The sequence below is a fragment of the Bordetella genomosp. 8 genome (genome assembly GCF_002119685.1).
GTDB lineage: Bacteria > Pseudomonadota > Gammaproteobacteria > Burkholderiales > Burkholderiaceae_B > Bordetella_C.
Genome location: NZ_CP021108.1, coordinates 6121720 through 6147448 on the forward strand (window position 1 = coordinate 6121720; position 25729 = coordinate 6147448).

General features: G+C 63.7%; 24 protein-coding genes and 4 tRNA genes. 5 read left to right on the top strand and 23 right to left on the bottom strand.

Annotated elements, in window-relative coordinates:
- Window positions 1-14: 14 nt before the first annotated feature.
- From rplL to CAL12_RS27820, 14 genes are all read right to left on the bottom strand, one after another.
- The gene (gene rplL, locus CAL12_RS27755; protein WP_086067550.1) at window positions 15-398 is read right to left on the bottom strand and encodes a 50S ribosomal protein L7/L12; all 384 of its coding nucleotides are present in this window, start codon (window positions 396-398) and stop codon (window positions 15-17) included.
- A gap of 77 nt (window positions 399-475) precedes the next feature.
- Window positions 476-1000 carry a 50S ribosomal protein L10 gene (rplJ, locus tag CAL12_RS27760; RefSeq protein WP_086067551.1) on the bottom strand — a complete coding sequence of 175 codons (525 nt, stop codon included), beginning with the start codon at window positions 998-1000 and terminating at the stop codon, window positions 476-478.
- 311 nt (window positions 1001-1311) lie between these two features.
- Window positions 1312-2016, bottom strand: a complete 705-nt coding sequence (gene rplA, locus CAL12_RS27765; protein WP_086067552.1) for a 50S ribosomal protein L1 — start codon at window positions 2014-2016, stop codon at window positions 1312-1314.
- Window positions 2017-2018: 2 nt separating this feature from the next.
- Window positions 2019-2450 (bottom strand): 50S ribosomal protein L11, encoded by a 432-nt coding sequence (gene rplK / locus CAL12_RS27770; protein ID WP_066357453.1) that lies wholly within the window; start codon window positions 2448-2450, stop codon window positions 2019-2021.
- 76 nt (window positions 2451-2526) lie between these two features.
- Window positions 2527-3060, bottom strand: a complete 534-nt coding sequence (nusG, locus tag CAL12_RS27775) for a transcription termination/antitermination protein NusG (RefSeq protein ID WP_086059100.1) — start codon at window positions 3058-3060, stop codon at window positions 2527-2529.
- A gap of 10 nt (window positions 3061-3070) precedes the next feature.
- The gene (secE, locus tag CAL12_RS27780; RefSeq protein ID WP_086068156.1) at window positions 3071-3451 is read right to left on the bottom strand and encodes a preprotein translocase subunit SecE; all 381 of its coding nucleotides are present in this window, start codon (window positions 3449-3451) and stop codon (window positions 3071-3073) included.
- A gap of 72 nt (window positions 3452-3523) precedes the next feature.
- Window positions 3524-3599 (bottom strand) — tRNA-Trp (locus tag CAL12_RS27785).
- Window positions 3600-3877: 278 nt separating this feature from the next.
- Window positions 3878-5068 carry an elongation factor Tu gene (tuf, locus tag CAL12_RS27790; protein WP_086067534.1) on the bottom strand — a complete coding sequence of 397 codons (1191 nt, stop codon included), beginning with the start codon at window positions 5066-5068 and terminating at the stop codon, window positions 3878-3880.
- A 51-nt stretch (window positions 5069-5119) separates the two neighbouring features.
- Window positions 5120-5194, bottom strand: a tRNA-Thr gene (locus CAL12_RS27795).
- Window positions 5195-5254: 60 nt separating this feature from the next.
- Window positions 5255-5328, bottom strand: a tRNA-Gly gene (locus CAL12_RS27800).
- 294 nt (window positions 5329-5622) lie between these two features.
- A tRNA-Tyr gene (locus tag CAL12_RS27805) sits at window positions 5623-5709 on the bottom strand.
- A gap of 98 nt (window positions 5710-5807) precedes the next feature.
- Window positions 5808-6998: an iron-containing alcohol dehydrogenase gene (locus tag CAL12_RS27810; RefSeq protein WP_086067553.1), complete on the bottom strand. Its 1191-nt coding sequence runs from the start codon at window positions 6996-6998 to the stop codon at window positions 5808-5810.
- Between the two features lie 57 nt (window positions 6999-7055).
- Entirely contained in the window at window positions 7056-8444 is a 1389-nt protein-coding gene (locus tag CAL12_RS27815) for an aldehyde dehydrogenase family protein (protein WP_086067554.1), read from the bottom strand.
- A 19-nt stretch (window positions 8445-8463) separates the two neighbouring features.
- Window positions 8464-9849 carry a glutamine synthetase family protein gene (locus CAL12_RS27820; RefSeq protein ID WP_086067555.1) on the bottom strand — a complete coding sequence of 462 codons (1386 nt, stop codon included), beginning with the start codon at window positions 9847-9849 and terminating at the stop codon, window positions 8464-8466.
- A gap of 188 nt (window positions 9850-10037) precedes the next feature.
- Between CAL12_RS27820 and CAL12_RS27825 the strand changes: the two genes are divergently transcribed.
- Complete coding sequence (locus tag CAL12_RS27825) at window positions 10038-10808, top strand: DeoR/GlpR family DNA-binding transcription regulator (protein ID WP_086068157.1); 771 nt, start codon at window positions 10038-10040, stop codon at window positions 10806-10808.
- Between the two features lie 55 nt (window positions 10809-10863).
- Here CAL12_RS27825 and CAL12_RS27830 read toward each other — a convergent pair whose 3' ends face one another.
- The 7 genes from CAL12_RS27830 to CAL12_RS27860 form a co-directional block, all read right to left on the bottom strand.
- Window positions 10864-11871, bottom strand: a complete 1008-nt coding sequence (locus tag CAL12_RS27830) for an asparaginase (RefSeq protein ID WP_086067556.1) — start codon at window positions 11869-11871, stop codon at window positions 10864-10866.
- Entirely contained in the window at window positions 11864-12781 is a 918-nt protein-coding gene (locus CAL12_RS27835; protein WP_086067557.1) for a ParB/RepB/Spo0J family partition protein, read from the bottom strand. The genes CAL12_RS27830 and CAL12_RS27835 overlap by 8 nt, the downstream gene beginning before the upstream one ends.
- Window positions 12782-12814: 33 nt before the next feature.
- On the bottom strand, window positions 12815-13615 hold the full coding sequence (locus CAL12_RS27840) for a GNAT family N-acetyltransferase (RefSeq protein WP_232464651.1): 801 nt from the start codon (window positions 13613-13615) through the stop codon (window positions 12815-12817).
- Window positions 13616-13619: 4 nt separating this feature from the next.
- The gene (locus tag CAL12_RS27845) at window positions 13620-14420 is read right to left on the bottom strand and encodes a ParA family protein (RefSeq protein WP_086067558.1); all 801 of its coding nucleotides are present in this window, start codon (window positions 14418-14420) and stop codon (window positions 13620-13622) included.
- The gene (rsmG, locus tag CAL12_RS27850) at window positions 14417-15109 is read right to left on the bottom strand and encodes a 16S rRNA (guanine(527)-N(7))-methyltransferase RsmG (RefSeq protein ID WP_086067559.1); all 693 of its coding nucleotides are present in this window, start codon (window positions 15107-15109) and stop codon (window positions 14417-14419) included. Before rsmG ends, CAL12_RS27845 begins: the two co-directional genes overlap by 4 nt.
- Complete coding sequence (gene mnmG, locus CAL12_RS27855; RefSeq protein ID WP_086067560.1) at window positions 15106-17022, bottom strand: tRNA uridine-5-carboxymethylaminomethyl(34) synthesis enzyme MnmG; 1917 nt, start codon at window positions 17020-17022, stop codon at window positions 15106-15108. Before mnmG ends, rsmG begins: the two co-directional genes overlap by 4 nt.
- Before the next feature lie 1169 nt (window positions 17023-18191).
- Window positions 18192-18398: a cold-shock protein gene (locus CAL12_RS27860; RefSeq protein ID WP_066357490.1), complete on the bottom strand. Its 207-nt coding sequence runs from the start codon at window positions 18396-18398 to the stop codon at window positions 18192-18194.
- 392 nt (window positions 18399-18790) lie between these two features.
- Here CAL12_RS27860 and CAL12_RS27865 point away from each other — a divergent pair, with 392 nt between their 5' ends.
- Together CAL12_RS27865 and CAL12_RS27870 are read left to right on the top strand one after the other, a co-directional pair.
- Window positions 18791-19957, top strand: a complete 1167-nt coding sequence (locus tag CAL12_RS27865; RefSeq protein ID WP_086067561.1) for a pyridoxal phosphate-dependent aminotransferase — start codon at window positions 18791-18793, stop codon at window positions 19955-19957.
- 1100 nt (window positions 19958-21057) lie between these two features.
- The gene (locus CAL12_RS27870) at window positions 21058-21339 is read left to right on the top strand and encodes a hypothetical protein (protein ID WP_086067562.1); all 282 of its coding nucleotides are present in this window, start codon (window positions 21058-21060) and stop codon (window positions 21337-21339) included.
- A gap of 46 nt (window positions 21340-21385) precedes the next feature.
- On the opposite strand, the gene CAL12_RS27875 is transcribed toward CAL12_RS27870, so the two are convergent.
- Entirely contained in the window at window positions 21386-21844 is a 459-nt protein-coding gene (locus tag CAL12_RS27875) for a MarR family winged helix-turn-helix transcriptional regulator (RefSeq protein WP_086067563.1), read from the bottom strand.
- A gap of 183 nt (window positions 21845-22027) precedes the next feature.
- Here CAL12_RS27875 and CAL12_RS27880 point away from each other — a divergent pair, with 183 nt between their 5' ends.
- Entirely contained in the window at window positions 22028-23401 is a 1374-nt protein-coding gene (locus CAL12_RS27880; protein ID WP_232464652.1) for an MATE family efflux transporter, read from the top strand.
- Between the two features lie 40 nt (window positions 23402-23441).
- On the opposite strand, the gene CAL12_RS27885 is transcribed toward CAL12_RS27880, so the two are convergent.
- On the bottom strand, window positions 23442-24656 hold the full coding sequence (locus tag CAL12_RS27885) for an MFS transporter (RefSeq protein WP_086067565.1): 1215 nt from the start codon (window positions 24654-24656) through the stop codon (window positions 23442-23444).
- A 77-nt stretch (window positions 24657-24733) separates the two neighbouring features.
- Between CAL12_RS27885 and CAL12_RS27890 the strand changes: the two genes are divergently transcribed.
- Window positions 24734-25729 carry an AraC family transcriptional regulator gene (locus CAL12_RS27890; protein WP_086068159.1) on the top strand — a complete coding sequence of 332 codons (996 nt, stop codon included), beginning with the start codon at window positions 24734-24736 and terminating at the stop codon, window positions 25727-25729.

Genomic DNA, 25729 nt, shown 5'->3' on the forward strand with positions numbered 1-25729 from the left:
ACTGGCAAAAGGTCTTACTTGACTTCGACCTTGGCGCCAGCTTCTTCCAGCTTCTTCTTCGCAGCTTCGGCGTCAGCCTTGGCGATGCCTTCCTTCACAGGCTTCGGCGCGCCGTCGACCAGATCCTTCGCTTCCTTCAGGCCCAGGCCCGTCAGTTCGCGAACGGCCTTGATGACGCTGACCTTGTTTGCACCGGCTTCCGACAGGATGACGGTGAACTCGGTCTGCTCTTCAGCAGCAGCGGCGCCAGCGCCACCAGCGGCGGGGGCAGCCACGGCCACGGCGGCGGCAGCAGCCGACACGCCAAACTTTTCTTCCATATCCTTGATCAGCTCGGACAGTTCGAGCACGGTCATGCCAGCGATGGCGTCAAGGATTTCAGCTTTGCTAAGTGCCATTTTTCAAGAACTCCAGATTTTGGTAATGCCAGGTTCGGTGTCGCTTCGTCGACAACGATATTCCGTAAGGGCAGGCTTTACGCCGCGGCCTTCTGATCGCGCACGGCGGCGAGGCCACGGGCGAACTTGGTCGGAACTTCGTTGAGCGTACGTGCAAATTGCGCAATCGGGGCTTGCATGGTGCCCATCAACTTCGAGATCAACTCGTCGCGCGAAGGCAGCGTGGCCAGGGCCTTGACGCCTTCTTGGTTCAACAGGTTGTTGGGCAGCGAGCCCCCCTTGATGACCAGCTTGTCGTTGGTTTTTGCGAAGTCGGAGAGCACCTTGGCCGGCGCGACCGGATCAGCGCTGATACCGTAGATCAGCGGACCGGTCAGCTGCTTGGACAACGACTCGAAAGCCGTGCCGTCCACAGCGCGACGAGCCAGCGTGTTCTTCAGAACACGCAGGTACACGCCCGATTGACGCGCAGTCTTGCGCAGTACGGTGACAGAGGCGACGTCCAGACCACGGTACTCGGCGATAACAATCGATTGTGCCTTGGCGACTTGCGCCGAGACTTCCTCGATTACCACCGCTTTCTCTTGGCGATTGAGACTCACGGTTTGAACACTCCATCAAAAGACGCTTCAGGCGGGGGCCTGGAACGTCAACCGAATGCGGCGACCTGGTCGAGTTCTTATAAAGAAATCTTCCATGGGACGCCGTCTACGCTGGATCCGAACCGTGCGGGCTTCGGGATTAAGCTCGCCGCCTGCGTTGGCGTCCTGCTTGCGAAGGACCCCGTTGCGAAACGGCTTGCTCCAGCGGTCTTTGACAGCAACGCCCGGATGGATCCGGACGCAGCCCAAAGTTCTGTAAAGCTTCCGGTACCAGGCCTTGTACCCAAGGCCGGGGCCCGGTGAGCCGGCTATCAGGCAGCCGGCGTCGTCAGCGAGGCGATTTCCACGCGCGCGCCGCCGCCCATCGTGGACGACACGGCCAGCTTGCGCAGATACACGCCCTTGGCGGCAGCGGGACGCGCCTTGTTCAGGGCATCGACCAGAGCGGCCAAGTTGGTTTGCAGCTGTTCCACGCCAAAGGAGGCGCGACCGATGGTGGCATGGACGATACCCGCCTTGTCCGTGCGGTATTGCACCTGGCCAGCCTTGGCGTTCTTGACCGCGGTGACCACGTCGGGCGTGACCGTGCCGACCTTGGGGTTCGGCATCAGGCCGCGCGGACCCAGGATCTGGCCCAGGGCGCCGACCACGCGCATGGTGTCGGGCGAGGCGATGACCACGTCGAAATCCATCTGGCCACCCTTGATGCGTTCGGCCAGGTCTTCCAGGCCGACGATGTCGGCGCCGGCGGCCTTGGCGGCCTCCGCCTTGTCGCCCTGGGCGAACACGGCGACGCGCACGCTCTTGCCGGTACCGGCGGGCAGCACCACGGAGCCACGGACCAGTTGGTCGGACTTCTTGGGATCGATGCCCAGCTGCACGGCCACGTCGACGGACTCGTCAAACTTGGCGGCGGCGGTTTCCTTGATGAGGTTCAAGGCTTCGTTGACCGGGTACAGCTTGGTACGGTCGATCTTTTCGCGCAGTGCGATGGCGCGCTTGGACAGTTTTGCCATGATCAGATCCCCTCAACCGTGATGCCCATGCTGCGGGCGCTACCGGCGATGGTGCGCACCGCCGCTTCCAGATCGCCCGCCGTCAGGTCGGGTTCCTTGGTCTTGGCGATTTCCTCGGCCTGGGCGCGCGTCAGCTTGCCGACCTTGTCGGTATGCGGCTTGGGCGAACCCTTCTGCACGCCGGCTGCCTTCTTGATGAGGACCGTCGCGGGCGGGGTCTTCATGATGAAGGTGAAGCTCTTGTCCGCGAAGGCGGTGATCACCACCGGAATCGGCAGACCGGGCTCCATGCCCTGCGTCTTGGCGTTGAACGCCTTGCAGAATTCCATGATGTTCAGGCCGCGCTGACCCAGCGCCGGACCGATCGGGGGAGACGGGTTTGCCTTACCAGCCGGCACTTGCAGCTTGATAAAGCCGACGATCTTCTTCGCCATGCTTTGCTCCTTGCGGGTTCAAACGCCCGCGGTCAACGCGGGCTCCCCGGGGGATTGAGGGTTGATACAGCAGTAATCAGGTCTTTTCGACCTGACTGAAATCCAATTCGACAGGCGTGGCGCGACCGAAAATGGTCACCGACACCCGGACCTTGCTCTTTTCGTAGTTGACTTCTTCGACGTTGCCGTTGAAGTCCGCGAACGGGCCTTCCTTCACGCGCACCATCTCGCCCACTTCGAACAGGATCTTGGGGCGCGGCTTTTCCACGCCTTCTTCCATCTGGGAAAGAATCTTTTCGACTTCCTTCTCGGAAATCGGCGAAGGCCGGTTGCCCGAGCCGCCCAGGAAGCCGGTCACGCGATTGGTGTTCTTGACCAGATGCCACGTTTCGTCGGTAAGATCCATCTCGACCAGGACATAGCCCGGGAAGATCCGACGTTCGGAAATCGACTTCTGGCCGCCCTTCATTTCGACGACTTCTTCGGACGGCACCAGGATGCGGCCGAAGGAGGTTTGCAGGCCGGCCCGCTCGATACGTTCGAGCAGCGCCTTGTGCACGCTTTTTTCCATGCCGGAATAAACATGGACGACATACCAACGTTTGCTCATGTGCCGTCCCTTATTTCCAGCCCAGCAGCAGGCCGTAAATGATCCACTCGATGCCTTTGTCGAGCACCCACATGAAAATGCCCATGATGGCCACGAACGCGAAAACGATGCCCGTCATCTGGGTCGTTTCCTTGCGCGTGGGCCATGAGACACGCTTGACTTCGTTGTAGGACTCGCTGGCGAAACTGAGGGTACGGCGTCCCGGTTCGCTGAACCAGGCGATGACGGCGGCCACGATCAGGCCACCGACGAATACCCCGATGCGAGCAGCCATGGGCTGTGCGCTCAACACCGAGAATCCAACGATTCCAGCAATGATGACAAGCACCGCCAGGGCAAGTTTCAACCGATCGGCGGTACTGGTTACGGTTTCGACGCTGGTATTAGACATTTTGCGCAGCAAGCACGCCGTAGATGCGCAGCTTGCAAAGATTTCCGGCAGGCTGGGGAGAGGAAGGCGGGCTGGCAGGGGCAGTAGGAATCGAACCTACAACCTTCGGTTTTGGAGACCGACGCTCTGCCAATTGAGCTATACCCCTCTAGTCACGCGCTACCGTAGGCATCCGCACCATCGTGGCCATGACTGAAGCCGCACATTGCGACCCAATTTTGACCCCATTCGTGACGAATGCCACACAGCCAGCTAGAGACCCTGACCTTCGTTTCGCCGTCGGTTCGCTCCGGGTTCTGAATGGTCGAACCAAAAACGAAGGATGGAACCTTGCGGAACCATCCATAATACTACTTTTTTCGCTAGCGTGTCCAGCGAATTTCGGGGCGGGGATCAAAAATCCCACGCCCCGAGCGGCGTCGTGAGTTACTTGAGGATCTTGGCAACCACGCCGGCGCCCACGGTACGGCCGCCTTCGCGGATGGCGAAGCGCAGGCCTTCTTCCATGGCGATCGGCGCCAGCAGCGCGACCTTCATCGACACGTTGTCGCCCGGCAGGACCATTTCCTTGTCCTTGGGCAGCTCGATCGTGCCGGTCACGTCCGTCGTGCGGAAGTAGAACTGCGGACGATAGCCGTTGAAGAACGGCGTGTGACGGCCACCTTCTTCCTTGGACAGGATGTACACCTCGGCGTCGAAGTCCGTGTGCGGCGTGATCGAACCCGGCTTGGCCAGCACCTGGCCACGCTCGACGTCTTCACGCTTGGTGCCGCGCAGCAGAATACCCACGTTGTCACCGGCCTGGCCCTGGTCCAGCAGCTTGCGGAACATTTCCACGCCCGTGCAGGTCGTCTTCACCGTCGGCTTGATACCGACGATCTCGATTTCCTCGCCAACCTTCACCACGCCGCGCTCGATACGGCCAGTCACCACCGTGCCGCGACCCGAGATCGAGAACACGTCTTCCACCGGCATCAGGAACGCACCGTCCACCGCGCGCTCAGGCGTCGGGATGTACGTGTCCAGCGCTTCGGCCAGCTTCAGAATCGCCTGCTCGCCCAGCTCGCCCTTGTCGCCTTCCAGCGCCAGCTTGGCCGAACCCTTCACGATCGGCGTATCGTCGCCCGGGAAGTCGTACTTGCTCAGCAGCTCGCGAACTTCCATCTCCACCAGTTCCAGCAGCTCGGCGTCATCGACCATGTCCGCCTTGTTCAGGAACACGATGATGTACGGCACGCCCACCTGGCGGCTCAGCAGAATGTGTTCGCGCGTCTGCGGCATCGGGCCGTCAGCGGCCGACACCACCAGGATCGCGCCGTCCATCTGCGCCGCGCCCGTGATCATGTTCTTCACATAGTCAGCGTGGCCCGGGCAGTCAACGTGCGCGTAGTGACGCGACTCCGTTTCGTATTCCACGTGCGCCGTGTTGATCGTGATGCCGCGCGCCTTCTCTTCCGGCGCCGCGTCGATCTGGTCGTACGCCTTCGCTTCGCCACCGAACTTGTTCGACAGCACCGTCGTGATCGCCGCCGTCAACGTCGTTTTGCCGTGGTCCACGTGACCGATCGTACCCACGTTCACGTGCGGCTTGGTACGTTCAAACTTGCCTTTTGCCATGGCTGACTCCTGACTGGATGTGCGGATCTGACTGAAGTGAAGACAAATGCGTGGTGCCCATGACGCGGATCGAACGCGTGACCTCTCCCTTACCAAGGGAGTGCTCTACCACTGAGCCACATGGGCGTTTAAAACTGGTCCTGCAAATGCCCGGCCGTCACTGCAAGGCCGCGCACCTTAAAAACCTGGAGCGGGTGAAGGGAATCGAACCCTCGTCGTAAGCTTGGAAGGCTTCTGCTCTACCATTGAGCTACACCCGCGGCGTACCGTTCCCCATCCTGCTCACCGCTGTCGCACCAGACCGCTGCGCCTGCGCGGACCTGCCTTCCGGCCGGCGTGTGACGGATGCACCCCCCAGACACTGCAAATCCAGGCCGACTTCGCCTGGATTCCTGGTCCGGATTCCACGTGTGGATTCCACGTTTGGATCCCTGTAGATGCCTGCATTGCCGGGATCCGTTGCGACCCCTGCCAGGCATATGAGGACTGCATCAACAACACACGCACGACTTGCAAGCTACTGGCTGTTCGCCGGTCCTCGATCGCGCGGTCTCTGGTGGAGGGGATTGGATTCGAACCAATGTAGGCGCAAGGCCAACAGATTTACAGTCTGCCCCCTTTAACCACTCGGGCACCCCTCCAGCGGAGAACTTGAAATTATGGTGACTTTCGGGGCGGGTGTCAAATCGCTCGCGGCAAGAAACGGGCCAGGGGTGCCCGATGGCCGGCCGCCAGGAACTCAGGCCTTCGCCGCCGCGGGCTTCTCGTCCAGGCGGCCGGCCACGGCCGCGCGGAACAGCGCGGCGTATTGGCCGGCATCGAGCGGTACCGGATTGGTGGCGGCGGAAGGATCCGCGGCAGCCATGCGCCCTACCCGCTCCGCCTCGCTATCGTCCAAACCGATCGCCGACAGCGTATGCGGGATGCCGATGCGTTCGCGCAGCGACAGTATCCACGCCTGCACGCCTTCGGCGGAAGCGGCGGGCAGCGCCAGGTAGCGGGCCAGGGCCGCGAGCGGCGCGCGTATGGCCTGCGCGTTCGCCTGGACCACGTAGGGCATGAGTATCGCGTTGAGCAGGCCGTGATGCGCGTCGTACAGCGCCCCCAGGGGGTGCGCGAGCGCATGCATCGCCCCCAGGCCGCGCTGGAAGGCCGTGGCGCCCATGCACGACGCGACCAGCATGTGATGGCGCGCGGCCAGGTCTTCGCCATCGGCGACCACGCGCGGCAGGTGATGATGGATCAGGCGCATGCCTTCCAGCGCGATGCCGGCGGCCATCGGGTGGTACATCGGCGAACAGTACGCTTCCAGGCAGTGGGACAGGGCATCCATGCCCGTCGCCGCCGTGACCTTGGCCGGCAATCCGGTGGTGAGGGCCGCGTCCAGGATGACAGCGGCCGGCATGATGCGTGGATGGAAAATAAGCCGCTTGAGCCTGGCCTGCTCGTCGGTGATGACGGCGACGCGGCCGACTTCCGAACCGGTGCCGGCGGTGGTCGGCACGGCCACGACGGGCGCCATGCCTTCCACCCTGACGCGCCGATAGTTGTCGCCTTCATCCTCGAAATCCCACAGCGGGCGGTCCTGGCCGGCCATCAACGCGATGGCCTTGCCGGCGTCCAGCGCGGAGCCGCCGCCAAAGGCGACGACGCCGTCATGGCCGCCGCCGCGAAACGCCCGTACACCGGCGCTGACGTTGGCTTCGGTGGGATTGCCCTTGATGTCGTGGAACACGGCGCAAGCCAGGCCCGCGTCGCCGCAAGCCGCCAGCACGCGCTCCAGCATGGGCAGGGCCGCGATGCCCGGATCGGTGACGATCAGCGGCCTGCGCATGCCCAGCCCGGCGCACAGCTCCGGCAATTCGGCGATGCGTCCCGGGCCGACCTTGATCGCCGTCGGGTAGTTCCAGTTCACGTGGGGCAGATCCATGGCTATCTCTCGTGCTGAAAGCGCTCGTCCACGCGGCACGCGCGGCGATACCGGTGCCTACACCGCGCGCAGGTGGAAGGACTTGGGTTGCGTCAACTGCTCATATCCGAGCCACGACAAGGACACGCCGCGGCCGCTGTCCTTGACGCCTGTCCACGCCAGGCCCGGGTCCAGATAGTCGCAACGATTCATGAAGATGGTGCCTGCGTGAACCTGCTGGCCGATGGTCACGGCGGCATCGCGATCGCGTGTGTAGATCGCGGCGGTCAGGCCGTAATCGCTGTCGTTGATCAACGCGACCGCGTCATCGTCGCCATCCACCGGCATGACGCCGACCACGGGCCCGAAGCATTCTTCGCGCATCACGCGCATGGTGTGGTCGACGCCGGTGAGGACAGCTGGCGCCACGTAGGCGGTGTCGTCGCGCGCGGCGGGAAAATAGGCCGGGTCCGCCGCGTTGCGTGCGCCCATGCCCAGCGCGTCGGCGACGACGTCGCGTACCGACGACGCCGCGGATCGCCGCACGACCGGACCCAACGTGGTTTCGGCCAGGCGCGGATCGCCCAGCACATAACGGTTCGTGAGGTCGGCAGCCTGCTCCACGAAAGCGTCGTACAGGCGCCGGGCCACGTAGATGCGCTGTATGCCGCAACACGACTGCCCCGCGTTGAAGAACGCGCCGTCGACCAGCGATTCCACCGCGGCCTCGATATCGGCGTCGCCGCGCACGTACGCCGCATCGTTGCCGCCGAGTTCCAATCCCACGCCGATGAAGCGCCCGCAAGCGCTCTCTTCCACCGCGCGCCCGCCGCGCACCGAGCCCGTGAAGGAAACGAAGCGGACCGCCGGTGCGCGCACCAATCGCTGCGTGGTGTCGTGGTCGGCATGCACATAGGAAAACAGGCCGTCGGGCAAGCCGGCATGCGCGAATGCCTGGTGCAGCAGTTCCGCGCACAAGGGCGTCTGGTCGGAGTGCTTGAGCACGACCGCATTGCCCGCCATCAGCGCTGGAACGATGCTGTTGACGGCCGTCAGCAAGGGATAGTTCCATGGCGCGATGGTCAAGGTCACGCCCAGCGGTTCGCGACGTATGAAGCGGTCGTGTTCGGTGCCCGGCGCGGCGGCGACGGGGCGCAGCGCGTCGGGCGCGATGGCGATCATGTGTCGGGCCCGTTCGGCGAAGCCATCCACTTCCGACGGCGCATGCCGCGCGGGACGGCCCATCTGCACGGTGATCGCTTGCGCGATGTCCTGTTTGGCGGCGAGGACGTGATCGACGGCGGCGCCGAGCAGGCGCGCGCGCTCGGCCAGATCCGCGTCGCGCCACTGCATCTGCGCGCCTTGCGCGATTTGCAGCGTGCGCGCGATCTGCGACTCCGTGGCGTATGGCCTGCATACCACTTCGCGGCCGTCGATGGGGCTGATGGTGATAAGTTCGCTGGACATGCCTGGAGCTCCATTCGCCTCAGATGATTTCGAAGTAGCGCGCCAACTCCCAGTCCGTCACATGGCGCCGGAACATGCGTTCTTCCCACTCGCGCGTGGCGGCGTAATGATCGACGAAGAGATCGCCGAAGCAGGCGCGCGCCGCCTCGGATTGCTTCAGGCGCTGTGCGGCTTCCCAAAGCGTGGTGGGCAGCTTCAATTGATCGGGGAACTGCTGTTCGTAAGCATTGCCCGTGACGGGCGCTTCGGCCCGCAGTTGCTCTTCGATGCCGCGCAGCCCCGATGCAAGCGCCGCGGCCAGGGCCAGATAAGGATTCGCATCCGCCGCGCCGATACGCAGCTCCACGCGTTGCGACTTGTCGCTGCCGGGAATGACCCGCAATGCCGTCGTGCGGTTTTCGACGCCCCACGTCGCGTCCAGCGGTGCCCAGAATCCCGGGACCAGGCGGGAGTAGCTATTGATGGTCGGCGCGTACATCGCCATGAATTCCGGAAGATAGCGCTGCAGGCCCGCGACGAAGGCACTTTGCGTGGCGCCGATGCCGTGCGGCTGCGCGGGATCGAGGAAAGCCGACTTGCCGGTCGTTCGGTCGCGCAACGATAGATGGATGTGACCGCTCTGCCCGGAATGGTGATGCGACCATTTGGCCATGAAGGTCGCCATCAGCCCGTTCTGCTGGGCCAGTGCCTTGGTGAAGGTCTTGAACAGAAAGCCCTTGTCCGCGGCCGCCGCGGCGCGGTCCACGGCGAGCGCGGCTTCCAGCACGCCCGGTCCCGTTTCCGTGTGCAGGCCTTCGATGGGCATGTTCATACACTCGGACAGTTCCAGCAGCTGGCGATAGAAGTCGCTGTTGACGGTGCTGCGCAGCATGGAATAGCCGAAGTTGCCCGGTGTCCAGGTCCGCAGGTCGCGATAGCCTTTTTCGCGTGCGGACTGCGGCGTTTCCTGGAACATGAAAAACTCGTATTCCAGCGCCGCGTAGGGGTCGTAGCCCATGTCCTCGGCGCGCTGGATGACCCGCTGCAGGAGCTGGCGCGGACAGACTTCCGCCGCGGGGCCGGTGAAGTCGGCCAGGAACAGCAGCATGTCCTCTCCGCCGTATCCCTTTTCCAGCGGCAGCCGGCGGCAGGTGGCAGGATCGATACGCATCTGCGCGTCCGGGTAGGCGGTGTGCCATCCGGTGTAGCGACCATTGTCGTAGAGTTGGTCTTCGACGTCCCAGCCGAACACGACGTCGCAGAACGCCAGCCCGGAGTTCAGCGCCGACAGGAATTTTTCCTTGCGCAGATACTTGCCGCGCATGACGCCATCGATATCCGAAAGGCCGACCTTGATATGGGTCAGCGCGCTGGACTGGACCAGCCGCGCGGCGTCGTCCACGTTTCTTACCCCTTCCGCCTGCATGGTGCGCCCGTCCCTGGCTGAGTCCAAACCATAAGCGTCGCGGCGACGACGCGGCACTTGTGTGCCCGTCTGTGGCCTTGTGTGAAGCTTTGTGTATCGGGATCCCGGCGGACGGCCACCCGGGAGCCACTCTGGACACCTCGCCGCAAGTTTGCAAACATAGCCGCCACGCAATGGGACGGGTCATCATGTGGCAGGAAGAACGGTATCAGCGGATACGCAAAATGCTCGAGGCCATGCGTAGTGTGTCGACGGATCGCATCATCGACGAACTGGGCGTATCGCGCGAAACCGTGCGGCGCGATCTGATCGCATTGGAAGCACTGGGTGCATTGCGTCGCTCCCACGGCGGGGCGGTACTGCCGGAAGGCGTCGCGCCGGGCGCCGGCCCGCGGTCGACGGATGGCCGTCATGCGCGCAGTATCGCGCGGGCGGCAGCCGCCAGCCTGTCCAACGAGCAGACGGTGTACTTGGAGGCCGGCCCCATGGCGGCGCAGCTGGCCGACGCGTTGGGCGCCCTGCACGGCATGACGCTGATCACGAACTCCTTCGAAGCCGCCACGCGCGTGGCGACCGGCGAGGATCACGCCGCGCACGGCAACCGGGTGTTCGTGCTGGGCGGCGCGGTGCTGCCGACCCTGGCCGGAACGCAGGGGGACCGCGCGATCGCGGAAATCCACCGTTACACCGCGGACGCCGCCCTGCTCTTCCCTACGGGCTTCGACGCCAGACATGGTGCGACGCACGCGGACCTTGCACAAGCGGAGCTGGGACGCGCGATGGCGGCCAATGCCAGCCGCGTCATGGTGATCGCCGAAGACGCCAGCATCGCCGTCAACGCGCGAGCATCCTATTGCGCGGCCGATCGCGTCGCCGTCCTCATCACCAATCGCAAATCCGAGGCCAAGGAAGGCTATGACATGCTGGCCGGCGCGGTCGGCACCGTCGTGCTGGCGTGATGCGGTGAGGGCATGGCGGGCGTTTGGCGGGCGTCGTCGCTACGACGGCCGAGCCTTACGCGCTTTCGAAGCAGCGGCACAGCGCCGCGCGGTCCGATGTGGACATCAGGCCCAGCATGAGCAGCACGCGGGCTTTTTCGGGATTCAGATCGCCCGCGGCGATCAAGCCCAAGGCATCGTCGTTCACCTCGACATTGCGGGCCACACGGCCACGCCGGGTGCGGGACGCGCGCACGACCGCGACGCCCCGCGCGGCCGCCCTGGCCAGCGCCTGCAGCGCAGCCGCGCTGGCGTTGCCGTCACCCACACCGGCCATCACCAGTCCCTGGCAACGATCGGCCATGAAGTCGATTACGTCCACCTGCATATCGGCATGGGCATAGACGATGCCGACGCGCGGCCACTGGTCCGGCGGCGGCAGGGCCGCGGTGCGCCACGGCACGATGGGCGGCGACAATGGGAGCCCGCGATGGAAGCATGGCGCGCCCGCCTGCATGACGCCGGCGCGACCGCGATCGGGCGATGCGAACGCGGCAAGGCCGGCGGCCGCGACTTTCTGCACGCCGCGCGCCTCGTGTATGTCTTCGTTCATCACCACCAGCGCGCCGCGTCCGCGCGCGGATTCATGCCCGGCCAGCGCCACCGCCGCATACAGATTGGCGGGGCCGTCGGCACCCAGGGCGGTGGCCGGCCGCATGGCGCCGGTCAGGACCAGTGGCTTGCCGCATGGCATGGTGAGATCGAGAAAATACGCGGTTTCCTCGAGCGTATCCGTGCCATGCGTGACGACGATGCCATCGATGCCGGGATCGGCCATCAGCGCGCGTATGCGCGTTGCCAGTGCGTGCCACACCGTGTGGTTCATGTCCTGGCTGCCCACATTGGCGATCTGTTCCGGCCGCAGGTCGGCGACGCCGGCCAGCGTCGGGACGGCCGCCAGCAACGTGGCTATGTCGTACGAACCCGCGACGTAACCCACGCCTTGTTGCGCCGCTTGCGCGCCGGCGATGGTGCCGCCCGTCGCCAGGACCGCGATGACCGGCAGGCGGGTGCGTTCAGGCATTGTCGAGAACGCCAGACAGGCCCTGCTTTTCCAGCAAGGCGTTGAGATGGTCCCAACCGTGGAAATCGATGACGATCTGGCCGCGCTCGCGCGCGCCTATCTTCAGGCTGACGCGGGTGCCCAGGAAATCCGAGATCGCTTCTTCCAGACGCGCGACGTCGCGCGAACTGCCGATGCCTTTCTTGCGGGCAACAGGATCCGATTCCTTCGCCGCCTTGGCGACGAGCTTCTCGGCCTCGCGCACCGACAGGCGCTTGGCGATGACCTGGTTCGCCAGTTGTATCTGCGTGGCGCCGTCGACCGCCAGCAGGGCGCGTGCGTGACCCATGTCGATATCGCCGGCCAGCAGCATGGTCTGTACGGCGGGAGCGAGATTCAGCAAGCGCAGCAGATTGCTGGTGGCCGATCGCGAGCGGCCGATGGATTGCGCGGCCTGCTCATGCGTCAGGCCGAATTCGTCCAGCAGGCGCTTGACCCCATGCGCTTCTTCCAGCGGGTTCAAGTCCTCGCGCTGGATGTTTTCGATCAGCGCCATCACCGCGGCGTTTTCGTCCGGCACCTCGCGCACCAGCACGGGGACTTCCTTCAGTCCGGCCAGTTGCGCCGCACGGAAACGACGTTCGCCCGCGATGATTTCGTATTGCCCCAGGGCGCCGTCGCTCAACGGCCGGACCAGGATGGGCTGCATGATGCCCTGCGTACGGATGGATTCCGCCAGCTCGTTCAGCGCGCCTTCGTCCATGCGCGTGCGCGGCTGATACTTGCCGGCGCGCATCACCGTGACGGGCAGCACGTTGGGCGGCCCTTCCGGTTTTGGCGCGGTCTTGCCCAGCGTTTCGATGGCGGGCATGTCGGCGCCGAGCAAGGCGTCAAGTCCGCGCCCGAGTCCTTTTGGTTTTTTGGTGGCCATAAGAAGATATTCCCAGCGTGCCAGTCGGGCCGCTCATTCGTGTTGATGCGTACGGTACCAATACGTGTACCGGTCGGAGAAACCCAGCGATGCGTAAAGCCGCCGCGCGGCGGCATTCCCCTGCTCGACCTGCAGATACGCGCGGGCGGCGCCGGCGTCGCGGGCGACGTCGAACAGGCGATGCATGATCTGCCGCGCATATCCGCGCCGCCGCGATTCTTCATCGACGACCACGTCGAAGATACCGGCGAGTTCGCCATCGATCACCGCCATGCCCGTCGCCACGGTGCGGCCTTCATCGTCGCGCGCAACCAGCCTGACGCAGGGCACGGCCACGGTGGACAGGCGTCGCCTGTGTTCGGTCACGTGTTCGGCCCCTGAGCGGCGCAGCATGCCGGCGATCGTCGCGAATCCGTCCGCATCGGCCTGCTCGTATCGTAGCGTGCCGCGCATCGCCGGATCGGGCGTCCCGCGCATGGAGGCAACCATGACGGCGTTCTCCGCATAACGATGCCATCCACGCGCGGCGAGCTGCTCATCCAGGCCGCGGTCGGGGCTGGCCGAAGTGAGGCGGAAAATCAGCGGCTGCCGCGCGCGACCGTAGAGTTCGCGGCAGTAGGCCAGCTTTTCTTCCAGGTCACGATGGGGCGTGGCGATGACATTGATGCTGCGCGCCCGCTTGGCGACCGACGGCGCCCATCGCACGAGCCAGCCATCGTAGAGCATCTGTTCGCGCACGACCGTGGCATTCAGGGCCGCTTCTTCTATGCGCAATGCCAGCGCATCGATAGTGTCGACGGGATCGGTTGACGGAATGGCGGCAACGGCGCACACGGCGTCAATCCACCAGCGCCTGCACGCGTTCGATCATCTCCGCGCCGAAGGATATGTATGCCTGCGCGCCGCGCGACGCCCGGTCGTACACCACGCCGGGCATCCCATAGCTGGGCGCCTCGGCCAGCCGCACATTGCGCGGCACGACGGTGGCGAAAACCTTGTCGCCGAAATGCGCTTCGAGCTGCGCCGACACCTGCTGCTGCAGCGTCATGCGAGGGTCGAACATGACGCGCAACAAACCGATGACGCGCAGCTGCGGGTTGATGTTGCGGTGTACGCGCTTGATGGTGTTAACCAGATCGGACAGGCCTTCCAGCGCGAAATATTCGCATTGCATCGGAATGATGACGCCATGCGCGGCGGCAAGGCCGTTCAACGTCAGCAGCGACAACGTGGGCGGGCAATCGATCAGGATGAAGTCGTATTCCTGGGCCACCGTGTCCAGTGCGTGCCGCAACTGGCGTTCGCGCTCTTCCATCTGTACCAGATCGATTTCGGCGCCCGCCAGTTCGCGGTTGGCGGGAAGCACGTCATATCCGCCGACTTCGGAACGCACGCGCGCATCGGCGATGGTGGTGTCGCCTATCAACACCTCGTACAGATTGGACTGCAACCCTGCCTTGTCGATGCCGCTGCCCATGGTGGCATTGCCCTGCGGATCCAGGTCGACCAGCAATACGCGCTTGCCATGGGTGGCCAGCCCGGCCGCCAGGTTGATGGCCGTGGTCGTCTTGCCGACGCCACCCTTCTGGTTCGCGATGCAGAAGACGCGGGCGGTTGTACTGGGCTCAGTTTGGTTCATGGATTTCCTTGACTACCTGCGCCATCGCGGCGCATCCATATCAGGCATCGTTGCGCGTCGAGTTCAGGAACAGAGACAGGGTCGATACGAATGACGCGCCACGCATGTTCGGCGTGCAGCTGCTGGATTTCGTCATCCGGGACTTTGCCCTTCAGGGCCAGCAGGGTACCACCGGGGGCGACGTGCTGTCCCGCAAGACGGGCGAAGTCGTGCAGGGAAGCAAAGGCGCGCGACGTCACGACGTCACAGTTGCCCGCCGGGAGTTGTTCCACACGTTGATGCATGGCGGCCAGATTGGGCAGCGCAAGCGCGGCGGCCGCCTGGCGAATGAAGGCGGTCTTCTTCTCGACCGCGTCGATGCAGGTGATACGCCAGCCCGGGCGCATGATGGCCAGCACCACGCCAGGCAGGCCGGCGCCCGCACCGACGTCGTAAAGCTTGCCGTCGGGCGGCATCGCGCCGTCCAGCGGGCCCACCACGGCCAGGCTGTCGAAGAGGTGCTGCACCAGCATCTGGTCCGGGTCCCTGACCGCGGTGAGATTGTAGGTACGGTTCCACCGCTGCAGCAGCAGCAGATAGCCCAGCAGCCCGGAGACCTGCTCATCCGTAATAGAGAGTGCCAGCGTCGCGCAGGCTCGCCTGAGCCTGACGTCGTGTTCGCCCTGTCCCGATACCTGCGCCGGCGTCATGCGGCGCGTTTGCGCGAGCCGTAGTGCAGGCGCTTGAGGTGGATCAACAGCAGTGAAATAGCGGCGGGCGTGACGCCGGATATGCGCGCTGCCTGGCCTATGGTCTCGGGCCGATGCGCCTTGAGCTTCTGGCGCACCTCGAAGGACAGGCTGAGCACGGCGTCATAGTCCAGGTCCTCGGGCAGGCGTTGGCCTTCGTGCGCCATGTGCTTCTGCACTTCGTCCTGTTGGCGGGCGATATAGCCGGCGTATTTGACCTGGATCTCCACCTGCTGGGCGGCGTCGCTATCCGTGAGCCCCGGGCCGCCCACGAGATTGCCGTTCGGCAGCGTGGCGGTCATCAGCGCCTGGTAGCTGACATTGGGACGCTTCAACAGGTCTGATAGTGAGTACTCACGTTCAATCTGCTGGCCGAGCAGTGGCTCAGCCACTTCCTGTGGCAGATTCCGCGGCGTCACCCAGGTCGTCCGCAAACGCTGGACTTCCGCGTCGACGGAATCGCGTTTACGTTGGAAGGCTTCCCAACGGGCGTCGTCGACCAAGCCGAGCCTGCGGCCTGTTTCGGTCAACCGCAGGTCCGCATTGTCTTCGCGCAAGCTGAGTCGGTATTCCGCCCGGGACGTGAACATGCGGTAAGGCTCGGTGACCCCGCGCGTGATCAGGTCGTCCACCAGCACACCCAGGTAGGCCTCGTCGCGGCGAGGCGTCCACCCTTCCCTGTCCTGGGCCGCCAGCGCGGCGTTCAAGCCCGCCAGCAATCCTTGCGCGGCGGCTTCCTCGTATCCGGTGGTGCCATTGATCTGGCCTGCGAAATAAAGGCCAGAAATAGCACGGGTTTCCAGCGTGGACTTGAGGCCACGCGGATCGAAATAATCGTATTCGATCGCGTAGCCGGGCCGCAGGATGTGCGCGTTCTCCAATCCCGGTAGGGAATGGATCAATTCCAGTTGCACATCGAATGGCAGGCTGGTGGACACTCCATTGGGGTAGACCTCGTGGGTGTCCAATCCCTCCGGCTCCAGAAACACCTGATGGGAAGTCTTGTCGGCGAACCGGTGGATCTTGTCTTCGATGGACGGGCAGTAGCGGGGACCGATGCCTTCGATGACGCCGCTGTACATCGGGGACCTGTCCAGGCCGCCGCGGATGATGTCGTGCGTGCGGGCATTGGTGTGCGTGATCCAGCACGGGAGCTGACGCGGATGCATCGCCGCGTTGCCCATGAAGGAAAACACCGGGATAGGGTCAAGGTCACCGGGTTGTTCCTCCAGCACGCTGTAGTCGATGGTCCGGCCATCGATGCGAGGAGGCGTACCGGTCTTCAGGCGGCCTTGCGGCAGCTTGAGCTCCTTCAGGCGCTGGCCCAGCGTCGTGGCGGGCGGATCCCCCGCGCGCCCGGCTGTGTAGTGCTGCAGACCGACATGGATCAAGCCGTTCAGAAAAGTCCCTGCGGTAAGGACCACTTTCCTGGCGCGGAATTTCAGGCCAATCTGGGTGACGGCGCCCACAACCCGGTCACCTTCCACCATCAGATCGTCCACGGCCTGCTGGAACAGCCACAGATTGGGCTGGTTCTCCAACCGCGCACGGATGGACTTGCGGTATAGCACCCTGTCCGCTTGCGCCCGCGTCGCGCGGACGGCCGGTCCCTTGGAGCCGTTGAGTATGCGGAACTGGATCCCCGCCTCGTCCGTGGCCAGGGCCATCGCACCGCCCAGGGCATCGATCTCCTTGACCAGATGCCCCTTGCCAATGCCGCCGATGGACGGATTGCAGGACATCTGACCCAGGGTCTCGATGTTATGGGTCAGCAATAGGGTCTTGGCGCCGCTGCGGGCCGACGCCAATGCCGCTTCCGTGCCGGCGTGGCCACCACCTACAACGATGACGTCAAACTCGCGGGGATAATCCATGGTACTGAAGAGGTGAAAGAGCATTCAAGCCGCAATTATAGAGGCTGACGACCCTACGAGTGTTTCACGTGAAACTCCCGGCCCGGCACATGGTAGGCGCGTTAGTTAGATGCCGGGCACACTGTTCCACGTGAAACAGTCATCGGTTAGCTATCGCTGTCTGATTCGGCGGACATCAGGAAGATAGAAGCGCTGCGTACATGTTTCACGTGGAACACGCAGGCATAGCAAGCTTCCGGCCATTCCATTGTATGGACCTAGATACTTGACTGCTCATACCAGCCAGAGGCCTGCAAACTCGCTAACGTCCACACACTAAGCGCGGGGCGTGTCTCCTGGATTGTTGGCAGCGATGCCCCACCCTTCCGCCCGAATGATGCGGCCGGAACCCGCGTTCAACACCACGAGGACCAGGCCGGGTAGAACGATCTGCCGGACACATCAGCCACGACGCCCAGGCGTTTGTGCTGATGTTTCACGTGGAACGTAGATCGGTCTTCCTAAGCCGTTTGATCCAAGGCCGTACTCCTTCCGCACAAAATGGAGGAGAGAAACGTCGCTAACTTGCAGACCACGCGGGTTGATCCAAGCTGCTATCAACCGCTGGGAAGTCGCCAGGAACGACGAGCCGCCGCGCCGCAGCAGCCCGACTGGCGCTGCGCGAAGACGCTCGGACCACGACCTATCCACAGATGTACCCACAGCCCCGACGCGCACTGCGTCGGCGTCCTGCATGCTGGGGATAGTTTTGTGAACAACCGTCATCGACGGGCGCGAGGAATTGCGGACGCCTTCACGTCATTCGGCAAAAGGGGTGTGAAACCTACAAAAACCGGGGGAAAAAGGGGCGCGTATCTACAGGACGATATAAAAACTACCGATAGTGGCCACTTTGAGAGACAAACCGCATGATCGAGGCGGCCCGCCGCCGTCTTCGATATCTGTGTATAACCCTGCGTCGAGGCGATGTAGCCGTACCCGAAGATGGGACGCGGGACCAAATGCCTACGCAATACGCGCTATCTATCCCAGGCTTATCCACAGGGTTATTCACTGCACAAAACATAACGCCCCGGCTGCCTATAGCAACCAGGGCGATAAAAGGCCAGCGGGGCTGGCACCGCGCTAGGCGGTCCTAATAAGTTGAGTACGGTCTGGAACTGTACGACCTAGAGCGGACGGATGTCAGCAGCTTGAGGACCTTTGGGGCCGTCCTTGACTTCGAACTCCACATCCTGGCCTTCGTTCAAGCTGCGATAGCCACGTCCCTGGATCGCCGAAAAATGCGCGAAGACGTCGACACCGCCGGCGTCAGGGGTGATGAACCCATAGCCCTTGTCGGCGTTGAACCACTTCACTTTGCCCTTCTGAACCATTTCTATAACGTCCTATAAAAACACAATGCTGTGCGCAGATGTGATTCAAGGACGCTGGCGCGAACGTGTTACGACCATATCGGGGTCCCGTTCAGCGGGTCCGGTACGGATAGGCCTGCAGCGAAACGAGACAGACACTCGACTTGAATACAACGGCGAAACGAGCATACTCAGCCGTCATGACAGGGACAAATAGTTGTTTACCCCTATGTCGTTTTTTTTTAACTTGGCTCACAAGTGCCTGAGTTCCGCTTCCCGGTAAAGCCATGGTATTCGCCGTCCAGGCCACCCTTGACGCAGCAGTTGGCGGCGATGGTGGGATACTTTCGGACCGACTTCCAGACCAATATCCAGACCAACCGCATCCACCTCACCTACCACCCTTTGCGACCATGATCCGTTCCAAGCTGCCCGATATCGGCACCACCATATTCACCGTCATGAGCCGCCTGGCGATAGACCACAAGGCGATCAACCTCGGCCAGGGATTTCCGGACTTCAATCCCGATCCCGCACTGCTCGACCTGGTGACCAAAGCCATGGCCGATGGGCATAACCAGTACCCCTACATGCCCGGGGTGGCGCCATTGCGCCAGGCAATCGCCGAGAAGACGCAGAAGCTGTACGGGCATGCCTACGATGCCGAAACCGAAATAACCGTCACCAGCGGCGCTACAGAGGCCTTGATGGCCACTATCCTGGCCGCGGTGAACACCGGCGACGAGGTCGTCGTAATCGAGCCCTGCTACGACTCCTACCTGCCGGGTATCCGCTTGGCCGGGGGCACCGCGGTGCCCGTACCCCTACGTGCTCCGACGTCCGATGACCCTTACTATCGGATCGATTGGCAGCGGGTGCGCGATGCCATCACGCCGAAAACCCGCCTGCTGATGTTGAACTTCCCCCATAACCCCACGGGCGCCGTCCTGCAGGACGCCGACCTGGACGCGCTGGAAGGCATCGTTCGGGACACCGGCGTGCTGCTCGTGTCCGATGAGGTCTATGAACATATCGTTTTCGACGGCCGCGAGCATGCAAGCCTGTCCCGCCGACCCCTGCTGGCGGAACATGCCTTCGTGATCTCATCATTCGGCAAGACCTACCATACGACCGGGTGGAAGCTGGGTTATTGCTGCGCACCGCGTCATCTGACCGCGGAGCTGCGGAAAGTCCATCAATTCATGGTGTTCACGGTCCCGTCGCCGATGCAGTTCGCCTACGCCGAATACATGCGCGATCCTGCCCCCTATTTGCAATTGCCGGCCTTCTACCAGGCCAAGCGGGATCGGCTGCACGCCGGACTCGCGCAGAGCCGGTTCCGGCCGCTTCCCAGCCCTGGCACTTTTTTCATGATGGCGGACTACAGCGAGATATCGGATCTGCCGGAAGCCGAGTTCGCCCGATGGCTGACGACGAAACATGGGGTAGCGGTGATTCCCATATCGGCCTTCTATCAATCTCCAGATGCGCCGGCGTCCAACCATAAGCTCATCCGCTTCTGCTTCGCCAAGCGGGACGAGACGCTGGACCAGGCGCTGGAACGCTTGATGGGGGTCTGACCTGTCGGCCGCTCGGATAGCCCAAGCAGGGCCCGGTCAACGCAAAGCAGCCCTACGGGCTGCTTTTTTATTTGGGCAGTGGAGCGCGGCGCTGGATGCCATCTCTTTTTCTCTTCTTTTCTTTTATATAAAAAGAATGGTGGTGATGGGTGTCTGTGGATAACTGGACAAGTTCAGATTTGCTTTTCCTGCCATGGACTTACGCTGGTTTTCCGGTGTGCGCTAGCCATGTTCTGCATGTAGGCTGAAGTTGAACAACTTTGCGCTCCAACCAAAAACAGGTGTTTGTTCGCTGGCCATCCACATCGTTTGCACAGCAGGCCGTCATAGCAGTTATGCACAGGCCGTCTCGGGCCTAGCGTAAATCCGGCGGGTTAAACGCTGGCCGGCCGGGTGGGGATCGCTGCTCGTCATTCGCGTCGCTCCCGGCCTGGGGATGCCGGAGTGTGGTCGACGGCGGACGCCCGAGCCGTGTCCTGAGTGTGGAACTACGGTGTCCAGGGGGCTTCAGGCGCGCGCCGGTGCAGGGAGGCTACCTGGGGCACTCCAATCGTCCTGTGGACCTCTGGACGTGGCCTTGGGCCCCGCTCAGCCTATTCCACGCCGGCAGTTGCCAGGGCTGCGTTGTACCAGCGCGCCGTCCGCTGCAGGGCTACGGAAAAGTCGGAGTTCCCTTGAGGTCTTTTGGCAGGGCCTCCCCCGGTGCCGGGTGAGGGAAGATCTTTTCATATCTTTTCTTCTATATATAAAGACTAATAATAATGGGTGTCTGTGGATAACTGCACAACCATCGAAAAGCCCAACAATGACAAAGGCTTGGCGAGGTTTTTTTCTGTGCAGGACTTCTGTGTGGCAGTGGGGGAAAACATGAGCAACTTTTCCTGGCCGAGCAAAAGCGTCGCTTATGCCCAAGCCATCCACATGCTTCGCACACCGCTTGTTCATAGAGGATGTCCACAGCCAAGGGACGTTGATTACAGCTCTCCGTGGAACAGAGTTTCCAGTTTTAAGGGTTTACCCTAGTCGTCTACTGCGCAAAAATCTCACCATTCCAGCGGCAAGGCCGCCGAGCCCCTGGGGCTCTTATTCCGGAGAATGTCATGAGAACCTTTGCGACTTCCTTGTTTCTCGTTTTCGCCCTGATCGGGGGCGGTGCGCAGGCCGGCCAGAACACGCTGGCGGCAGGCGGCGGATCGGACGATGCGGGCCAGACGATGCTGGCCAGCGGTGATGGCAGCGACGATGCCGGCCAGACAATGTTGGCCAGTGGTGACGGCAGCGACGATGCGGGCCAGACGATGCTGGCCACTGGCGGCGCTGACGACAATGGTCGGACCTTGCTCGCGACGGGCGGCGACGACCAGACCACCCAGTTGGCCTGAGGCCGATACGCCCTGAACTACAGGCTAGTGGCCTGGCGTTGACCGATCAGGCATGGTTGAACGCTTCGGCGAATTCGTCGGAGAAGATGTCGGCGAGGGCAACCCGCAGCGCGGCGGCGCGTTCCGTACCGTACGCCGCTTCGAAACGGTTCTGTGCCTGGCGCCAAAGCCGGGTGGCTTCGGCCAGCTTGCGGCGCCCTTCGGGCGTCAATTGGACGCGGCGGCTGCGGCCGTCATATTCGTCGCGGATCTGCACCAGATACCCATCGCGCTCCAGCGGCTTGAGGTTGTGCGCGAGCGCTGACCGGTCCAGCACCATGGCATGCGCCAGTTCCGACATGGTCGGTGTGCCCGCGCGGTCCACATGAAGCAGGATCGACCGTTGCGATACCTTCAAGCCGCAGGGCGCCAGCACGGTGTCGTAGAGCTGCGTCACCCGGCGCGTCGCCTTGCGCAAGGCGGCACCGTTGCATACGCCGGGGTCTTTGGAATCTGGTTTGGGCATGGCGGTCTGGAGGTGGAACGTCGTGCATCGCGATGGCGCGCATAATCGTGCGCCGGTCCCTATTCTATTCCTGTGGCGAATGGCTGTTCGCCGGCATCGTTGACCTTATGGGCGTATGCAAGTAAATTGCCCAGATAGTTGCATATGCCAGTATAAGTCCAACCTCGCCGTCGCCGTGCCCACATGACAACCGCTACTTCCAGCAGCCCCGCTGCTGGCGCGAATCCTCGCCTGCAAGCCATGCTGCAGGCGCCGGTCGCCGCCACGCTCATCCGCTTGAGCTGGCCGAACATGTTGATGATGCTGGCGCAGTCGTCGACCGGCCTGATCGAAACCTGGTTCCTCGCCAAGCTGGGCACCGAGGTGCTCGCCGGTGTCGCGGTCGTGGTGCCGGTGCTGATGCTGATGCAGAACATGTCGCAAGGCGCCATGGGCGGCGGGATATCTTCCGCGATCGCACGTGCGCTGGGCGCGGGCCGCCGGGATGATGCCAATCACCTGGTGCGCCATGCGGTCGCGTTGAACGCCGGCATCGGCCTGGTGTTCACGGTCTTGCTCCTGTTATTCGGCAGGCAGTTGTACCACCTGCTGGGCGCGGATGGACCCGCGCTGGACGCCGCCACCGATTATGGCCACGTCGTCTTCGCCGGCTTGACGCTGATGTGGATGATGAACGCCCTCGCGAGCGCGATACGCGGCACGGGGAACATGCTGGTCCCCGGCGCGGTCATCTGCGGCGGCGCCGTGTTGCTGATACCGCTTTCGCCCTGCTTGATATTCGGCCTGGGCCCGTTGCCGCCGCTGGGCGTGGTCGGCGGCGCCTGGGCGCTGGTGGTGTACTACGGCGCCGGCACCCTGATATTGGGTGCCTACTGCCTGAGCGGCCGTAACCCGGCAAGGCTGGTGCGCGGCGGACTGCAATGGCGGATGATGCGCGGCATCCTGACGGTAGGCGGCTTCGCCTGCCTGAATCCGGTGCTCACCAATGCCATCATCGCGGTCACGGGCGCGTTGGTCGGCGCCTATGGCGGGACGGCGGCGCTGGCCGGCTATGCGACCGCGGCTCGCCTGGAATATTTGCTGATGCCCCTGGCCTTCGGGCTGGGCGCACCCATGGTGGCCATGGTCGGCTCGAACATCGGGGCGGGACAACCGGAAAGGGCCAGGCATATTGCCATGGCTGGCGGCGCCATGGCGTTCGCACTGGCCGAAGTGGTGGGCTTGCTGGCCGCCACCTTTCCTTACGCATGGCTGCGCCTGTTCGGGACGGATGCCCATCTGCTCGAGGCCGGCGCGGCCTATCTCCGCTTGGTCGGGCCCTTCTATGGCTTCTTCGCGATGGGGTTTTCGCTGTACTTCGCTTCGCAGGGCGCCGGCAAATTGAAGTGGCCGTTGACCGCCGGCGGATTGCGGCTTTTTCTGTACGTTGGCGTGGGCGGCGCGGTACTGGCGGCGACCGGATCGCTGACCGCCTTCTATATCCTGGGCGCCATTGCGATGGTGACCTACGGACTTGTGGTGCTCTGGTCGGTCGCCGCGCGTACCTGGTTTCGCTAGTCGCGTCGCCTGACCGGCCGCGCGGAACTGCGGCGGGCCGTCAGGCGGCCACGGGCACGGCGCGGGGCCGCAGGCCCAGCAATACCAATAGCGTGGCCAGCAGCAGCGCCAACCCGCTGCTCGTGAATACACCGAGTGCGCCGGTCGTATCGAACACGGCTCCCCCAACCGCCGCGCCCAGCGTGATCGCCAGCTGTACGGCCGCTACGATGAGGCCACCGCCGCTTTCGGCTTCGTCGGGTGCGCGCTGCGTGATCCAGGTGGACCAACCTACCGGCACTGTACCGAAGGCGAATCCCCACAAGGCCACCATGATGGAGTCCGCGAACGGAGCGCTACCCAGGGCTGCCAGCGCCAGCGCCAGGCCGCCCATCAGCAAGGGCATCAATGCTAGCGTCAGCCGCAGGTTGCGTTCGAGCATGAAACCCGCCGCCGATGTGCCGATGAAGTTGGCCACGCCGAAGCCGAGCAGGATCGCCGAAAGCCCATTGACGCCGACACCGGTGACGGTCTCCAGGAAAGGCCTCAGGTAGGTGAAGAACGCGAAGTGCCCCGTGAACACCACGATGACGGCCAGCATGCCCATGCTTATGCCTGGCCGTTTCAGGACATCGAGCAAGGTGCCGAGCCGGGTGTGTCCCGACGGCGCCATGCGCGGCAATGTGGCCAGTTGCCACACCAGCGCCAGCAGCCCCAGCGCCGAGGCGACCAGGAAGACGTTGCGCCAGCCTATGGTGCCGCCCAGATAGCTGCCCACGGGTGCCGCGGCGACGGTGGCGGCGGAAACCCCGCTGAACATGACGGAGAGCGCGCGCGGGATCAGGGAAACCGGCACCAGCCGCATGGCCGTCGCCGCGGACATGGTCCAGAAACCGCCGATGGCGACGCCCAGCAGTACGCGCCCGAACAGTAGCGCTCCCAGGCTGGAGGCGAAGGCGACGAACAGGTTGGAGATGATCAGCAGCACCGAAAACGCCAGCAGCACATAGCGGCGATCGATGCGCCGCGTGGCCGTGGCGATCAGCAGGCTGGTCACCAGCGCCACGGCTGCCGTCGCGGTGACGGCCTGCCCGGCCATGCCTTCGGTGATGCGCAGATCCGCGGCCATGGGGGTCAACAGGCTGGCGGGCAGGAATTCCGCCGTCACCAGTCCGAACACACCCAGGGTCATGGAGAACACGGCCTGCCAGGCCGGGCGTTCCGGCGGGCCGCCGTGGGTGGCGTTCTTGATGGTCGGGACTTCACCTGCGTGCATGATGGCTTCTCATATTGCTTTCAATGGCGTGCAGAATAAGCTAGAGTTTCCGGACGATCCATGCCATGGAATCCGAAATGTTTGATCAAGAATCCGACCCGGCCGTAAGCGCCCCGCCAGACGATGCCCATCCTGGCGATGTCGTCAGCGAACTGTTGCTGGGCATGCGCCTGTTTGGCATCCAGTACCGCCGGATGCAGTTCGCGCCTCCTTTCGGGGTGGAATTCGCGGCTGCCGCGGGGCGCGCGCAGTTTCACTTCATCGCCCGAGGGACCGCTTTCCTGCGTACCGATAGCGGCGCCCTGCATCGCCTGAAGGCGGGCGACGCCGTGCTGCTGCCGCATGGCCGCGCGCATGAGCTGCTTTCGGATCCGGAGCGCGCGGCACGCGATATCGCCAGCTTCGATACGCAGAAGCTTTGCGAAACCGTGTGCGCGGTGCTGGACAGCGGCGAAGCCTGCGACCATGCCCATGATGCCTTGATTTTCAGCGGCTGCATGGCGTTCGATCTGGGCGGCATGCATACCCTGGTGGCGTCCATGCCGGAAGTCATGCGCGTCGATACGCTGCTGGATCGCTATCCCGAAATCCTGCCCATGCTGGAAGCCATGGCGCGCGAATCGTGCGAAGAACGCGCGGGCTATGCGGGCATCCTGGCGCGGCTGGCCGATGTGGTTTCCGCTTTCATCGTGCGCGGCTGGGTGGAATGCGGTTGCGGCGATGCCAAGGGTTGGGTGGAAGCGCTGCGCGATCCGCGCCTGGGACGCGCCATCGTGGCCATGCATCGCGAGCCCGGGCGCGATTGGACGGTGGCGGAGCTGGCGGAACGCATGGGCAGTTCGCGTTCGGTATTCGCCGAACGCTTCCTGGCGGTCACCGGCATGACACCGGTGCGCTACCTGACGGAACTGCGCATGCGGCTGGCGGCGCAATGGTTGCGCGATGGCCGCATGTCGATCGAGGGCGCCGCCTATGAATTGGGATATGGATCCCAGGCGGCATTCAGCCGTGCGTTCAAGCGCATCGTCGGCCATACGCCAGGCGCGGCGCGCGGCGTAAGTCTCACGCAGTGA